13 protein-coding genes and 1 pseudogene are annotated in these 13948 nt (G+C 72.7%); 12 read left to right on the top strand and 2 right to left on the bottom strand.

Annotation, left to right across the window (positions count from 1 at the left end; genetic code table 11):
• Positions 1-70: 70 nt before the first annotated feature.
• The 6 genes from FIV43_RS15005 (at position 71) to FIV43_RS14990 (ending at position 3874) form a co-directional block, all read left to right on the top strand.
• Positions 71-817, top strand: a complete 747-nt coding sequence (locus FIV43_RS15005; RefSeq protein ID WP_141014785.1) for an SDR family NAD(P)-dependent oxidoreductase — start codon at positions 71-73, stop codon at positions 815-817.
• Positions 818-868: 51 nt separating this feature from the next.
• Positions 869-1645 (top strand): SDR family oxidoreductase, encoded by a 777-nt coding sequence (locus tag FIV43_RS15000; protein ID WP_141014784.1) that lies wholly within the window; start codon positions 869-871, stop codon positions 1643-1645.
• A gap of 16 nt (positions 1646-1661) precedes the next feature.
• Positions 1662-2087 (top strand): hotdog family protein, encoded by a 426-nt coding sequence (locus tag FIV43_RS14995; protein WP_231123421.1) that lies wholly within the window; start codon positions 1662-1664, stop codon positions 2085-2087.
• Positions 2084-2272 carry a hypothetical protein gene (locus tag FIV43_RS22635; protein WP_231123420.1) on the top strand — a complete coding sequence of 63 codons (189 nt, stop codon included), beginning with the start codon at positions 2084-2086 and terminating at the stop codon, positions 2270-2272. The genes FIV43_RS14995 and FIV43_RS22635 overlap by 4 nt, the downstream gene beginning before the upstream one ends.
• A 208-nt stretch (positions 2273-2480) precedes the next feature.
• On the top strand, positions 2481-2759 hold the full coding sequence (locus FIV43_RS21090) for a hypothetical protein (protein ID WP_181407515.1): 279 nt from the start codon (positions 2481-2483) through the stop codon (positions 2757-2759).
• Positions 2741-3874, top strand: a complete 1134-nt coding sequence (locus FIV43_RS14990; RefSeq protein ID WP_181407514.1) for an HNH endonuclease signature motif containing protein — start codon at positions 2741-2743, stop codon at positions 3872-3874. The genes FIV43_RS21090 and FIV43_RS14990 overlap by 19 nt, the downstream gene beginning before the upstream one ends.
• A 19-nt stretch (positions 3875-3893) precedes the next feature.
• On the opposite strand, the gene FIV43_RS14985 is transcribed toward FIV43_RS14990, so the two are convergent.
• A complete protein-coding gene (locus FIV43_RS14985) occupies positions 3894-5552 on the bottom strand; it encodes a class I adenylate-forming enzyme family protein (protein ID WP_196780825.1) in 1659 nt (552 codons plus the stop codon).
• Between the two features lie 192 nt (positions 5553-5744).
• Here FIV43_RS14985 and FIV43_RS14980 point away from each other — a divergent pair, with 192 nt between their 5' ends.
• Positions 5745-6521, top strand: a complete 777-nt coding sequence (locus FIV43_RS14980; RefSeq protein ID WP_141014782.1) for an SDR family NAD(P)-dependent oxidoreductase — start codon at positions 5745-5747, stop codon at positions 6519-6521.
• A gap of 21 nt (positions 6522-6542) precedes the next feature.
• Here FIV43_RS14980 and FIV43_RS14975 read toward each other — a convergent pair whose 3' ends face one another.
• Positions 6543-7187: a TetR/AcrR family transcriptional regulator gene (locus FIV43_RS14975; RefSeq protein WP_141014781.1), complete on the bottom strand. Its 645-nt coding sequence runs from the start codon at positions 7185-7187 to the stop codon at positions 6543-6545.
• A 76-nt stretch (positions 7188-7263) separates the two neighbouring features.
• Between FIV43_RS14975 and FIV43_RS14970 the strand changes: the two genes are divergently transcribed.
• The 5 genes and pseudogenes from FIV43_RS14970 to FIV43_RS14945 all read left to right on the top strand — a co-directional run bounded on the left by FIV43_RS14970 (position 7264) and on the right by FIV43_RS14945 (position 13926).
• On the top strand, positions 7264-8571 hold the full coding sequence (locus tag FIV43_RS14970) for an MBL fold metallo-hydrolase (protein WP_141014780.1): 1308 nt from the start codon (positions 7264-7266) through the stop codon (positions 8569-8571).
• Positions 8568-10816 (top strand): annotated as a pseudogene (locus tag FIV43_RS14960) (arylsulfatase). Before FIV43_RS14970 ends, FIV43_RS14960 begins: the two are co-directional and overlap by 4 nt.
• 101 nt (positions 10817-10917) lie before the next feature.
• Positions 10918-11868 (top strand): ABC transporter permease, encoded by a 951-nt coding sequence (locus FIV43_RS14955; RefSeq protein WP_141014777.1) that lies wholly within the window; start codon positions 10918-10920, stop codon positions 11866-11868.
• Positions 11861-12901 (top strand): ABC transporter permease, encoded by a 1041-nt coding sequence (locus tag FIV43_RS14950; protein WP_141014776.1) that lies wholly within the window; start codon positions 11861-11863, stop codon positions 12899-12901. The genes FIV43_RS14955 and FIV43_RS14950 overlap by 8 nt, the downstream gene beginning before the upstream one ends.
• Entirely contained in the window at positions 12898-13926 is a 1029-nt protein-coding gene (locus tag FIV43_RS14945) for an ABC transporter ATP-binding protein (protein WP_141014775.1), read from the top strand. Before FIV43_RS14950 ends, FIV43_RS14945 begins: the two co-directional genes overlap by 4 nt.
• The last annotated feature ends 22 nt before the right edge of the window (positions 13927-13948 follow it).

Here is a 13948-nt window from a genome sequence, read left to right as displayed (position 1 = left end):
CTGACGCCCGGCTCCCGGTGATCGGGACCGCTCCGGGCCGGCTCTGCGGCGACTGCCTACGTTCGGCCCCATGCTCAGGTTCAGCGGCACCAACGTCCTGCTCACCGGTGCCGCGTCCGGTATCGGCCGCGCCACCGCGCTGCGACTGGCCGGTGAGGGAGCTGCCGTCGTCGGCGTCGACCGCGATGCCGACGGTCTGGACGAGGTGGTCCGTTCCGCGGCGGGGATGCCCGGCCGGATCGTCACCGGTCTCGCCGACATCACCGACGAGGCCGCGGTGGCCGGCGCCGTCGATGCCGCGGTCGACCGGCTCGGCGGCATCGACGTACTGGTCAACGTGGCCGGCACCCACCGCACCACCCCGATCGCCACGCTCTCGGTCGAGGACCTCCGCTCCGTCTACGAGGTCAACCTGGTCGGCACCGCGCTGTTCTGCCGGGAGGCCCTGCGCCACCTGCCCGACCAGGGCGGCGTGATCGTCAACGTCGCCTCCGCCGCGGCCACCCAGGGCAACCCCTACATGACCGCCTACGCGGCCTCCAAGGGCGCGGTGCTCGGCTTCACGCTCAGCCTCGCGGCCGAGGTCGTCGGCCGCGGCATCCGGGTCCTCGCCGTCTCGCCCGGCCAGGTGGCCACGCCGCTCACCGCCGGCAGCGTCCCCGGTGACCTGGACATGCGCTACTACGGCCGGATCGTCTCGCCGATGGGCGCCGCCGAGCCCGAGCAGATCGCCGGGACGATCGCGTACGCCGCTTCCCGCGACGCGTCGTACATGACCGGTGTCGAGCTGCGGGTCGACGGCGGCTCCCGGATCTGACGCCCCACCGACACCCCGCCCGTTCCCAGAGCAGTCCCGCAAGGAGATCCCATGTCCCGCACCATCGTCGTCACCGGCGCCGCCTCCGGCATCGGCGCAGCCCTCACCCGCCAGCTCACCGAGGCCGGCGACCGGGTGATCGGGGTGGACCTGCGCGGCAGCGACATCGACGCCGACCTGGCCACCGCACAGGGCCGGGCGGCCGCGATCGCCGCGGTCACCGAGGCCGGCGGCGGAGTGGTCGACGGGGTGGTCACCTGCGCCGGCCTCTCCGACGCCAGCCCGCTGGTGGTGCCCGTCAACTTCTTCGGCACCACGGTCCTGGTGGAGGGCCTGCAGCCGCTGCTGCAGCGCTCCGAGGCGCCGCGGGTGGTGCTGGTCGGCTCGATCTCCGGCACCCAGCCGTACGACGACGCGATCGTCGCCGCCTGCCTCGACGGTGACGAGGACGCGGCCCGCCAGGCCGCCGAGAGGACGATGGCCGCCGGCCTCGGACACCAGCTCTACTCCTCGTCCAAGGCCGCGGTCGCGCGGTGGGCGCGTCGTACCGCCGTCGCTCCCGGGTGGGCCGAGGCGGGCATCGCGATCAACGTGGTCGCCCCCGGCGTGGTGCGCACCCCGATGTCGGAGGGCCTGTTCGCGGACCCGAGGATGAAGGCGGTGATGGACCAGGCGGTGCCGATGCCACTGCACGGCTACGCCGGCGCCGACGACATCGCCCGGGTGATCGGCTTCCTGGTCGCCGGCACCACCACCCACGTCACCGGCCAGGTCGTGTACGTCGACGGCGGCGCCGAGACCTCACTTCGCCCGGCCGACCACTACTGAGCCCGGGACGGACCCGATGGAGCCGCTCACCGCGCTGCCCGAGAACGCCGGCGTCGACGCCGCCGTGGCGGCCGCGCGCCGGGTGATCGAGGCGCTGCTGCACGCCGGCGGCAACAGTGCTGCGGAGATGGTGCAGGTCGCCGAGCGGCTCGACGAGATCACCGGCCACCTGGCCGAGCACGCCCCCGACCGTGAGGAGCGGCTGGTCGACATGTGGCGCGGCGAGGGCGTCACCCGCCACGACCCGGTCACCGGCCCGGAGAACGCGATCGCGCCGCCCCTGCACCTCGGCGGGCTGCCGGACGGCTCGGTGCGCGGCACCGTCACCCTCGGCCTGCCCTACCAGGGCCCGCCCGGCTGCGTGCACGGTGGCATCTCGGCGCTGCTCCTCGACCACGCCCTCGGCGTCGCCAACGACTGGGGCCGGGGCCTGCCGGGATGACCGGCACCCTCACCCTGCGCTACCACCGGGTCACGCCGCTCTTCCGCGAGCTCACCGTCGCCGCCCGGCAGGTCTCCTTCAGCGGCCGCAAGATCAAGACCACCGGGGAGATCACCGTCGACGGCGAGGTCTGCGTCTCCGCCGACGGGTTGTTCATCGACGCGTTCGTGGATCGACCGCGCTGAGACGTCAGGCGCGCTGAGAAGTCAGGCGCGCTCGGGCCGGCTCCACTCGCTCGACATCGACCCACCGACGTCGAGGGAACACCACCTGCATGCCGACAACGTAGTGCTGGACTCCCGCGTGACGCGACGGTGATGCGCACACCGCCACACCCGGAATGTGTCGGACGGTGTTGGCACAGTGATGCCCATCGGAGGGTGGTGGTCCCGGATGCGACAGGCCGACGTGATGGCCGACGTCGAGGCAGCGTCAGACGTCGAGGCAGGGTCAGACGTCGAGGCAGCGACGCTGTCCGCGCCCGACGTGCTGGACCGGGTCCGGTCCGCGCGGCGATCGGAGGAGGCCGCGGCGCGGGACAAGTTGATCGCGTGTGTCGAGTGGGCCGCGATCCACTCCTGCGACACCATCGTCGGTCCTGCGGACTCCTGGCACGAGCAGGAGCTGCCGCTCGGGGCGAAGGTGCCCCGGCCGTGGCGGAGTTCGCCGTGACCGAGCTCGCCGCCGCCCTCGGAGTCTCGACCCGGTCGGGTCGTGCCTATCTCTGCGATGCCATCGAGCTGCGATACCGACTGCCGCGGACCTATGCCCGCGTCGTCGCCGGAGACATCCTGGCCTGGCGCGCCCGGCGGATCGCCCAGGCCACGCACGCGCTGCCGCCGGACGGCGCGACCTGGGTCGACCGGCAGGTCGCGCCCTACGCCGACAGCGTCGGCCCGGCCCAGCTGGATCGTCTGGTCGAGCAGGCGCTGGCCACCTTCGACCCCGACGCTGCCGAGGAGCGCCGCCTGGCACGGCTCCCGTCCCGGCACGTCGACATCCGTCTCACCGACGCCCCCATCGCCGGAGTCGACGGGCTCGACGGCCTCATCCACCTCGACGCGACGTTGGACCGCGCTGACGCAGCCGCGCTCGACCAAGCAGTCGCCGCGCTGGCCGAGCAGCTCCGGGCCGCCGGATCTCCCGACACCGTGGACGAGCGGCGTGCGGCCGCCCTCGGGATGCTGGCGCGCGGTGAGGCGCCGCTGTCCGCTACCGATGCCGCGCCGGGCCCGCCGCGTGCGTCCCGCTCCCTGGTGGTCTATGTCCACCTGCACGCCGACGCGACCGGTCACCTCGACAGCACCCAGTGGGCCGAGGTCACCCACGGCCGGGGACCCGCCACGCTGGTCGCGACCGAGCAGGTCGTCGGGTGGTGCCAGAGCTCCGACACCCGGGTGCGGGTGAGGCCGGTGATCGACACCCGAGCGGGGCTCACCGGCAACGGCTACGCCGTGCCCGCCCGGGTCCGGGAGCAGGTGGTGCTGCGCGACGGGGTCTGTGCCTTCCCCTACTGCACCCGACCCGCGCGGCACACCGACATCGACCACACCGTGCCCTACGACCCGCCCGACCCCGCCGCGCCGGACGAGCCGGAGCCACCTCCTCGGTGCGGTGCGACCTCCAGCGACAACCTCGCTGCCCTGTGTCGCAGCCACCATCGTGCGAAGACCACCGGCGGATGGACCTACACCCACCTGCACGACCCGGGCCACTACCTCTGGCGGAGCCCGATGGGGCAGGCCTTCCACACCCACGGCCACCAGACCTGGGATCTCACTCCCTGACCACGCGGCACCCCGACGGTCAGGCGCTGACCTCGGCCCGCTTCACCTTGCCGGTCGCGTTGCGCGGCAGCGGCTCCGCCTGGAACCGCCACTGCGTGGGCACCTTGAAGTAGGCCAGCCGCTCGCGCAGGTAGGCCGTCAGGTCCGCCTCGGCGACCTGGTGCCCGGCGCGCGGCACGACGACGGCGGCCACGGACTGGCCCAGGTCCTCGTCCGGGATGCCGAGCACCAGCGCCTCCGCGACGTCGGGGTGCTCGATCAGCGCGCCCTCGATCTCGGCGGGGTAGACGTTCTCGCCCCCGCGGATGATCAGGTCCGAACGGCGCGACGCCAGCGACACCCGGCCCTGCTCGTCGAGCATGCCGATGTCGCCGGTGTGCAGCCAGCGATCGTCGCGGACAGTCTGCGCGGTCGCGTCCGGGTCGTTCCAGTAGCCGATCATCGTGTAGGGGCTGCGCACGCAGATCTCGCCCTCGACCCCGGCGGCGACCGGGTTGCCGACGGCGTCGCGGACCTCGATCTGCACGCCGATGATGGGGCGTCCCAGGGTGTCCGGCTTCTCGGCCAGGTCCATCGGCGTCGCCACCGCGACCGCGGTGCAGGTCTCGGTCAGGCCATAGCTGTTGGCCAGGCCGGCGGCGAACGGCAGACCGTTGCGGAGCTTCTCGTGGAACTCCGGGGTGGACGGCGCCGAGGCCAGGGCGAACGCCTTCAGCGAGCTGCTGTCGTAGCGGCCCAGGTCGGGGTGCTCGAGCAGCCGCCGCGCCATGGTCGGCACCGCGCCCCAGTTGGTCACCCGCTCCTTCTCGACCAGGCTCATCACCCGGTCGACGTCGAAGCCGCCGAGGTGCAGCGCGATCTTGGAGCCGGTCGCCAGGCGCGGCACCACCAGGTTGTGCAGGCTGCCGATGTGGAACAGCGGCATCACCAGCAGGTAGGTGCGGTCGCGCGGGTCCGTGGGATCGCCGAACGCCGCGATGAGCGCGTCGTTCATCCGGTGGTACTCGGTGACCGCGAGCAGGTTGCCGTGGCTGTGCACCGCGCCCTTCGGCCGGCCCGAGGTGCCGGAGGTGTAGATGATCACCGCCGGGTCGTCCTCGGCGACCGCCGCGCTCGGCAGCGGGGCCTCGGGGTTCGCGGCGGCCAGCGCCGGGATGTCGGTGTCGAAGGTGAGCACCGGGACATCGGTCTCCGGCAGGGCCGCGGCGCGCTTCGCGTCGACCACCAGCAGCTTCGGCGTGGAGTGCTCCAGCCCGTAGGCGGTCTCGCTCGGCGACCACCAGGCGTTGAACGCCACCGCGATCGCCCCGATCGAGACGGTCGCCCAGAAGGTGGTGATCCATGCCGCGGTGTTGGCGCCGTTGATCGCGACCCGGTCGCCCGGCCGGATGTCATAGCGGGTGCGCAGCTGCTCGGCCAGGGAGGAGACCTGGCGCGCGTGCTCGGCGAAGGTGATCCGCTCGTCGGCAGAGGCGATGTACACGCGGTCGGCGTTGTCCAGCGACTCGGCCAGCAGCTCGTGCAGGGCCCTGCGCCGGTTGACGAAGACCGGGATCTTCGCGCCGAGCACATCGGCCGGCTCCATCGCGAAGGGGCCGCCGGGACCCACCAGGCCGTTCATCACGGCCGCCGCGGCGGCCCGCGGGTCGGTCGCCTGGTCGTCACTGGTCATGGTCATGGAACTCCTTCGGTGCGGGTGTGGTCCCAGTCTCACCGGGGCGCCCTCGACCGCATCGCGCCGGATACCGCTCAGCGGGACCGTCGGGGCCCACCCCGGGGGTGTCCGGCCAAGGTGGGGCACCCGGCGGTCGTCGTACCGCTCACGCCGGCTCGTCCCGACCGGCGTCCCCACCCTGTCGAGGAGCAACCGATGAACGCTGTCCCGTCCCGTCCTCTCGCCGGCCGCGTCGCGCTGGTGACCGGTGCCGGTCAGGGTGTGGGACAGGGCATCGCGCTGGCGTTGGCCGGCGAGGGCGTCGCGATCGCGGTGCTCGGGCGGACCGAGTCCAAGCTCGAGGAGACCTGCCGGCTCATCGGCGAGCGCGGCGCCGAGGCCGCGGCCTTCGCCTGCGACGTCTCCGACACCGAGGCGATCCCCGGCGTCGTGGAGGCCGTCGTCGAGCGGTTCGGTCGCCTCGACATCCTGGTCAACAACGCCTGGGCGGGCGCGCACGGGCCGCTGCTGGAGCTGAGCGACCGTGCCTTCCAGAAGGGCTATCGCACCGGCCCGTTCGCGGCGTTCTCGTTCATGAAGGCGGCACACCCGCACCTCAAGGCGACCGGCGACGCCTCCATCGTCAACCTGGTCACCTCGGCGATGGTGCGCTGGGACGCGCGCACCTACGGCGCCTACGCCTCGGCGAAGATGGCGCTGAAGTCGCTCTCCCGCACCGCCGCGGTGGAGTGGGCGCCCGACGGCATCCGGGTCAACGCGATCGCCCCGCACGCCCTCTCGCCGGGGCTGAAGTGGTGGACCGAGACCAACCCGGAGGAGGCCGAGGAGTTCGTCGCCTCCATCCCGATGAAGCGGATCGGCGACTGCGAGGACGACATCGGTCGCGCCGTGGTGGCCCTGGTCGGACCGGACATGCGATACCTGACCGGCGCGACCATCCCGCTGGACGGCGGGCAGGCCTTCTTCGGCTGATTCGCGTCCCGCCCCGCGGCGTCAGCCGGCCAGCAGCGCGGTCAGCATCCGCACCAGGTCGTCGCCGGCCGTCCGGAGCGCCGCAGCATCGGTGGTGCCGCGCCGCTCCTCGTGCGCGAGCAGCCGCAGTGCCACCGCCGACGCCCAGGCGATCCGTCGCGCCTGCTCCCGGGCGGGCAGGTGTGCGAGCAGTCTCGCCAGCTCCTCGTTGACCTCGCGGACCGCGTCCGGCCCCTCGTGCTGCCCGCCCAGCGCCACCCGCAGGTCCGGGTCGTCGAGCACCTGCGCCAGGAACCGCAGGTAGCACGAGTCCCCGTCGGAGTCCGCGAGTACGTCGACCCACGGCTGCACCAGCACCGCGACGAGCGCCGTCACCCGGGCCGGCCCGCTGCCCGGCGCCACCTGTTCGAGCAGCTCGCGTCGGCGGGTGTCGATCGGCGCCGACCGGTGCCGGATCACCGCCGTCACGAGCCCCTCCCGGGACCCGAAGTGGTACTGCGCGGCCGAGTGGTTGCGCTGTCCGGCGGCACTGCTGATCTCGCGCAGGGAGACCGCGGTGCCGCGCTCGGCGATCATCCGCTCGGCGGTGTCGACGAGGGCGGCACGGGTGCGCTCGGTGCGGCCGCGTGCACGATCGCGCGCCGCGGTGCTCGGTTCGGGACTCACGGTTGACACTTTAAGTCATGCGGCTTAGAACAGTCCTGTTACGCCATCTGACTTAAACCGTCGAACAGGAGTCCCCGTGACCGCCACCTTCCCCGAGCAGCAGCGCGCCAGCGCCACCGCGGCCTTCGGGCGCTTCAGCGCGCACCAGGCGCTGCACATCTTCGACCGGACCGCCGACTCCGGCCACGAGCCCGGCGTCGTCGAGGTCGCCCCGCGCACCTGGTGGATCCAGCCGGGCATGGTCAACGTCGCGTTGTTCGAGACCGACGAGGGGTTGCTCCTGGTCGACTGCGGATGCGCCGGGGACGGTCCGGCACTGCTCGAGACGGTCCGCCGGCTCAGCGACAAGCCGCTCCGCGCGGTGGTCTACACCCACGCGCACAGCGACCATGCCTTCGGCCTCTGGTCCTTCCTCGAGGCCGGCGAGACGCCTGAGGTCTACGCCCACCGCAACCTCCCCGAGCACCTGCGCCGCTACCAGCGCACCTCCGGCCTCAACGGCCTGATCAACGGGCAGCGCCGCGACGCCGAGGGACGCACCTGGTTCCGTGACGACGACCAGGTCGTCTGGCCCACGGTGCTCTTCGACGACAGTCTCGAGATCACCCTCGGCGGCGAGACCTTCGAGCTGGTCCACGGCAAGGGCGAGACCGACGACGCCACCTGGGTGTGGGCGCCGCAGAGACGCACGATCGCGGCCGGTGACCTGATCACCGGCTACCTGCCCAATGCCGGCAACCCGAAGAAGGTGCAGCGCTACGCCGAGGAGTGGGCCGACGCCGCCGACCGGATGGCCGCGCTCCGACCGGCCGCGATCATCCCCGGCCACGGCGACCCGGTCACCGACGAGGCGGCGATCGCCGACGAGCTCGACGCGATGGCGCGCTATCTGCGGATCATCGTCGACCATGCGATCGCCGGCCTCAACGCCGGCGTGCTGCCCGACACCATCGTGGCCACCCTGGAGATCCCGGCCGAGCTGCGCGACCACCCGCGTCTCGCCCCGCTCTACGACCAGCCCGAGTTCATCTGCCGCAACGTGATCCGCCGCTACAGCGGCTGGTGGGACGGCTACCCCTCGCACCTGCTGCCCGCCTCCCAGGACGAGCAGGCGGCCGAGGTGGCTCGGCTGGCCGGCGGTGTCGGCGCGCTCCGCGCCCGGGTGGACGCCCTGGTCGCCACCGGCCGGCCCGAGGACCTCCGCCTGGCCTGCCACCTGGCCGAGTGGGCGTTCCTCGCCGACCGCACCGACCCCGCAGCGCGCGAGTGCTACCGCAGCACCTTCGAGCTCCGCGCCCAGCAGCACTCCGGGCTGATGGCCCAGGTCAACCTCCGCACCAGCGCCGCCTGGGTCGCCCGGGCCGAGAAGGAGAGCCTCCGATGAACGCAGCCGACACCACCTCCCGCCCCACCACCTCCCGCCCCAGCACCTCCCGCCCCACCGTCTTCGACCAGACCGACCTCGGCCGGCAGCCCGCCGGCCGTCCCAACGTCGTCGTGGTGCTCCTCGACGACGTGGGCTTCGGCGCGCCCGGCACCTTCGGCGGGCCGGTCGCCACGCCGACGCTGGACCACCTGGCCGCCCGCGGCCTGCGCTACAACCGCTTCCACACCACGGCGATCTGCTCGCCGACCCGGGCCTCGCTGCTCAGCGGCCGCGACTGCCACGTCACCGGCGTGGGCACCGTGCTGAACTCGGCGTGGGACCACCCGTCGTACAACGGGGTGTGGAAGGCGGAGTCCGCCTCGGTGGCCCGGGTGCTCCAGGGCGAGGGCTACGCCACCGCCTGCATCGGCAAGTGGCACCTGGCCCCGCCGTGGGAGTGCTCCCAGGCCGGGCCGTTCACCCGGTGGCCCACCGGTCAGGGCTTCGACCACTTCTACGGGTTCCTCGGCGGGGAGACCCAGCAGTTCGAGCCGACGCTCTACGAGGGCACCGCTCCGGCCGAGCCGAAGGGCGGCGAGGGCTACCACCTCACCGAGGACCTGGTGGACCGGTCGATCGGCTGGATCCGGCAGCAGCGCAACCTCGACCCCGAGCGCCCGTTCTTCCTCTACCTCGCGCCCGGCGCCACCCACGCGCCGCTGCAGGTCCCGAGGCGTGGGCGGAGAAGTACCAGGGCTCCTTCGCCGAGGGCTGGGACGCGATCCGGGAGCGGATCCTCGCCGACCAGATCGCCTGCGGCGCGGTGCCCGAGGGCACCGAGCTCACCAACCGGCCCGACGAGATCCCCGCCTGGGAGAGCCTGGGCGAGGACGAGCGACGGGTCGCCGAGCGGCTGATGGAGGTGTACGCCGGCTTCCTCGAGCACACCGACACCCACATCGGCCGGCTGGTCAGCGAGCTCGAGGCCAGCGGTCAGATGGAGAACACCCTCTTCTGCTACGTGGTCGGTGACAACGGCTCCAGCGCCGAGGGCGGTCTGCCCGGCAGCATCAACTACATGGGCGCCCTGCAGGGTCTCCAGGAGAACCTGGCGACCCAGGTCGCCGGCCTCGACCGGATCGGCACGCGCGACTCCTACGCGCAGTATCCGGCCGGCTGGGCGTGGGCGATGACCACGCCGTTCCAGTGGATGAAGCAGGTCGCCTCCCACCTCGGCGGCACCCGCAACCCGATGGTGGTCTCCTGGCCCGAGCGGGTCAGCGACCCGGGGGCGCTGCGCAGCCAGTTCTCCCACGTCACCGACCTGGTGCCGACGATCCTCGACGCCGCCGGCGCCACCTTCCCCGCCCAGGTCGACGGCGTGGAGCAGACCCCGCTGGACGGGCACAGCCTGGTGCCGAGCATCAGCAGCCCCGAGCTGCCCGAGCAGCCGCGCACCCAGTACTTCGAGGTCAACGGCCACCGCTCGATCTATCACGACGGCTGGATGGCCTCGGCCCACCACGGTGGCGTCCCCTGGGGCGTCGGGCGCCCCAGCAAGGGGCGATCCTTCGAGGAGGACAGCTGGGAGCTCTACGACCTCGACCGGGACTTCAGCCAGGCCCGGGACCTCGCCGCGAGCGAGCCGGAGCGGCTGACCGCGATGGTCGCGCGCTTCGAGGAGGAGGCGGCCCGGGTCGGCATCCTGCCGCTGCACGACACCCGCACCTCGCGCAGCGCGATGCCCAACCTCTCCGAGGGGCGCACCAGCTTCACCTACTACGGCGGCGAGCTCGGCATCCCGGAGGACAACGCCCCGCGCGTGATCGGCCGCTCGTGGCACCTGGCCGCGCGGTTCGCCGTACCGGAGGCGGGGGCGCGGGGCGTGATCGCGACCATGGGTGGACGTCCCGCCGGCTGGGCGCTCTGGCTGACCGAGGACGGCCGGCCGTCGGTCACCTGGCGGACCTTCGAGATGGGCCGCGCCGACCTCGAGGGCACCCCGCTCGCCCCCGGAGGCCACCTGGTCGAGCTCGTCGTCAAGTACGACGGACCCGGCTGGTGCAAGCCCGTCGAGCTCTCCCTCGTGGTGGACGGCGAGGTCGTCGCCGAGGGGCGGGTGCCGGTGACGCCGGCCTTCATCTTCTCCATCGACGAGACCTTCGACATCGGCGCCACCAGCGGGTCACCGGTGGGCGCCTTCCCGCCGGCCTTCCCGTTCACCGGGGACGGGCTGCGGGTCGATCTCGAGCTGGACGGCTGAGGTCTCCCGGTCACTGGGACGAGGGCCGGTGTGGCAGCGATCACGCCACCTAGCGTGATCGCTGCTCCGGCACGGACCCCCGGAGCAGGAAGGAAGCCGTCGTGCGTGCACTGCTACGCCGGCTCGGGCAGCTGGTGGCCGTCCTGGCGCTGGTGAGCTTCGGGGTGTTCCTGCTGGTCGCGGCGCTGCCCGGCGACCCGGCAGCGGCCATCCTGGGACCCGGGCGACCACCGGAGGACTACGCCGCGCTGCGCTCGGAGATGGGCCTGGACCAGCCACTGTTCCAGCGCTACTTCGACTGGCTCGGCGACGCCCTCACCGGTGACCTGGGCACCTCGACGGTGCCGCCGTACATCGACGTCAGCGACCGGATCACCGCGGCGCTGCCGGTCAGCATCGAGCTGGCCTGCCTGGGCCTGCTGATCGCCCTGCTGATCGCGATCCCGCTGGCACTGGTCTCGGCCTACCGCGAGGGCGGCCTGGTCGACCGGGTGGTCAGCGGTGGCACCTTCGCGATCCTCTCGATCCCCTCGTTCCTGCTGGGACTGCTGCTGATCATGCTGGTCGTCGAGCAGTGGGACCTGCTGCCCCGGTCGCAGTGGGTTCGCCTCGGGGACAGCGTCAGCGGCAACCTCGAGCACGCCATCCTCCCGGCGATCGTGATCGCGCTCCCCGAGGCGGCGCTCTTCACCCGGATCCTGCGCAACGACCTGGTCCGCACCCTGCGCGAGGACTTCGTGCTCGCCGCGCGCGCCAAGGGCATGCCGCCGTCCCGGGTGATGCTGAACGAGGCGCTGCGGCCCTCGTCGTTCTCGCTGGTCACGGTGCTCGGCATCGCGCTCGGAACGCTGATCGGCAGCACCGTGATCGTGGAGTACCTGTTCACCCTGCCCGGGATGGGCACGCTCGTGGTCACCGCCGCGAGCCAGGGCGACTTCCCGATCGTGCAGGGCGCGACGCTGGTGATCGCGACGCTCTACGTGCTGATCAACTCCGGCATCGACCTGGTGTACGGCTACCTGGACCCGAGGACCCGTCGTGTACATGCCTGACCCCGGATTCGTCCGCGGCACCCTGCTGCGCCGCGGCCAGCTGGCCCGGCGCGGTGCCGCGCTGCTGCTCGCCGGCCTGGTGGCCGTCGGCCTGGGCTTCTCCGGGCTGCTCATCGGCCCGGTCAACCTGGTGCTGATCGTCGGCGGGCTGGTCGCGACCTACGCCGGCACCGACCGGCTGGTCTGGGCCGCTCGCCGACGCCGCCTCGACCTGCTCTTCGGGCTCGCCTCGGCGTGGCTGGTGGTGCTGGTCGGCGCCGCGCTGCTCGCGCCGGTGCTGCCGCTGGGGGAGCACGAGGACGTCGCCGCGACGATCGCCGACCCGATCTTCCTCGAGCCCTTCACCTACGCCGATCACCCGCTCGGCACCAACGGTGCGGGCCTCGACATGCTGGCCCGGGTCATCTACGGCGCCCGCGCCTCGCTCACCATCTCGCTGATGGCGGTGGCGATCGGCCTGGTGGTCGGCAGTGCGATCGGCATCGTGGCCGGCTTCTACCGGCGGCGGGTCGACACGGTGATCGGCATCTTCACCAACGCGCTGCTCGCCGTCCCGCCGCTGATCCTGCTGATCGTCCTGGCCACCGTGCTCGACCCGAAGGTCCGCAACATGGCGATCGCACTGTCCCTGCTGACCATCCCGACGATGGTGCGGCTGGCCCGCGCGAACACGATCTCCTACAGCCAGCGCGAGTTCGTCCTCGCGGCGCGTGCGCTGGGCGCCACCAAGGGCCGGATCATGGCGCGCGAGCTGCTGCCCAACGTGGTGCCGCCGATGCTCTCGATGGCGGTCGTGGTGATGTCGGCGCTGATCGTCGCCGAGGCCTCGCTGAGCTTCCTCGGTCTGGGCATCCAGCCGCCCACGCCGACCTGGGGCAACATGATCCTGGAGGCGGAGGCCAACGACACGATGACCGAGCACCCCTTCATCCTGCTGGTGCCGGGCACGGTCCTGTTCCTCACCGTCTACTCCGTCAACCTGCTGGGTGAGCGCGCCCAGCAGCGCTGGGACCCGAGGGGGGCCAAGCTGTGAGCACGCCATCCACCTCCGCGAGCACCGCGGGCCCGGTGCTGGAGGTCGCCGACCTGCACACCCGGTTCCACACCGCCCGCGGCACCGTGCGCGCCGTCGACGGCGTCGACCTCACCCTGCGGGCCGGCGAGACGCTCGGCATCGTCGGCGAGTCCGGCTCCGGCAAGTCCGTGCTCGGACGCACCCTGATGGGCCTGATCTCCAGCGGCGGCACCACCGAGGTGACCGGCACCGTGAAGATCGCCGGGCAGGACGTGCACGCGCTCACCGGACGCCAGCGCCGCAAACTGTGGGGCCCGAGGATCGCGATGGTCTTCCAGGACCCGATGACCTCGCTCAACCCGGTCCGCCCGATCGGCGTGCACCTGACCGACCCGCTGCGGCTGCACCTCGGCCTGAGCCGGTCGGCCGCCAAGGAGCGTGCCGTCGAGCTGCTCGACCGGGTCGGCATCCCCGACCCGCGCCGCCGGCTCAGCCAGTATCCCCACGAGCTCTCCGGCGGCATGCGACAGCGGGTGATGATCGCGGTCGCGCTGAGCTGCGACCCCGAGGTGCTGGTCGCCGACGAGCCGACCACCGCCCTGGACGTGACCGTCCAGAAGCAGATCCTGGACCTGCTCGCGACGCTGGCCTCCGAGCGGCAGATGGCGACGATCCTGGTCAGCCACGACCTCGGCGCGGTCGAGGGCCGCACCGACCGCGTCGCGGTGATGTACGCCGGCCGCGTGGTCGAGCGTGCCCCCACCGCCGAGCTCTTCGCCGCGCCGCACCACCCCTACGCCGAGGCGCTGATCGGCTCCGTGCCCGCGCTCGGCGCCGCGCCGCACACCGTGCTCCGGGCGATCGAGGGCACCCCGCCGGACATGGCGAACCCGCCGTCGGGCTGCCGGTACGCACCCCGGTGCACGCGCGCCCAGGACACCTGCCGCGAGGAGAGCCCCTGCTGGTCGACACCTCGGCCGGGCGCGCGGTGGCCTGCCACTTCCCGGTGTCGGTCACCCTGCCCGGCGCCGAGGACCGGGTGACGTCGGTGGGTCCGGCGAACGA

The sequence above is a fragment of the Nocardioides sambongensis genome, assembly GCF_006494815.1.
GTDB lineage: Bacteria > Actinomycetota > Actinomycetes > Propionibacteriales > Nocardioidaceae > Nocardioides > Nocardioides sambongensis.
The sequence above is the reverse complement of the archived record's forward strand: the minus strand, read 5'-3'. Positions and strand labels throughout refer to the sequence as shown.

Bases quoted from the DNA above. Each gene is read 5' to 3' on its own strand.
- FIV43_RS15005 (WP_141014785.1), top strand. From the start codon at position 71: ATGCTCAGGTTCAGCGGCACCAACGTCCTGCTCACCGGTGCCGCGTCC.
- FIV43_RS15000 (WP_141014784.1), top strand. From the start codon at position 869: ATGTCCCGCACCATCGTCGTCACCGGCGCCGCCTCCGGCATCGGCGCA.
- FIV43_RS14995 (WP_231123421.1), top strand. From the start codon at position 1,662: ATGGAGCCGCTCACCGCGCTGCCCGAGAACGCCGGCGTCGACGCCGCC.
- FIV43_RS22635 (WP_231123420.1), top strand. From the start codon at position 2,084: ATGACCGGCACCCTCACCCTGCGCTACCACCGGGTCACGCCGCTCTTC.
- FIV43_RS21090 (WP_181407515.1), top strand. From the start codon at position 2,481: ATGCGACAGGCCGACGTGATGGCCGACGTCGAGGCAGCGTCAGACGTC.
- FIV43_RS14985 (WP_196780825.1), bottom strand. From the start codon at position 5,552: ATGACCATGACCAGTGACGACCAGGCGACCGACCCGCGGGCCGCCGCG.
- FIV43_RS14980 (WP_141014782.1), top strand. From the start codon at position 5,745: ATGAACGCTGTCCCGTCCCGTCCTCTCGCCGGCCGCGTCGCGCTGGTG.
- FIV43_RS14950 (WP_141014776.1), top strand. From the start codon at position 11,861: ATGCCTGACCCCGGATTCGTCCGCGGCACCCTGCTGCGCCGCGGCCAG.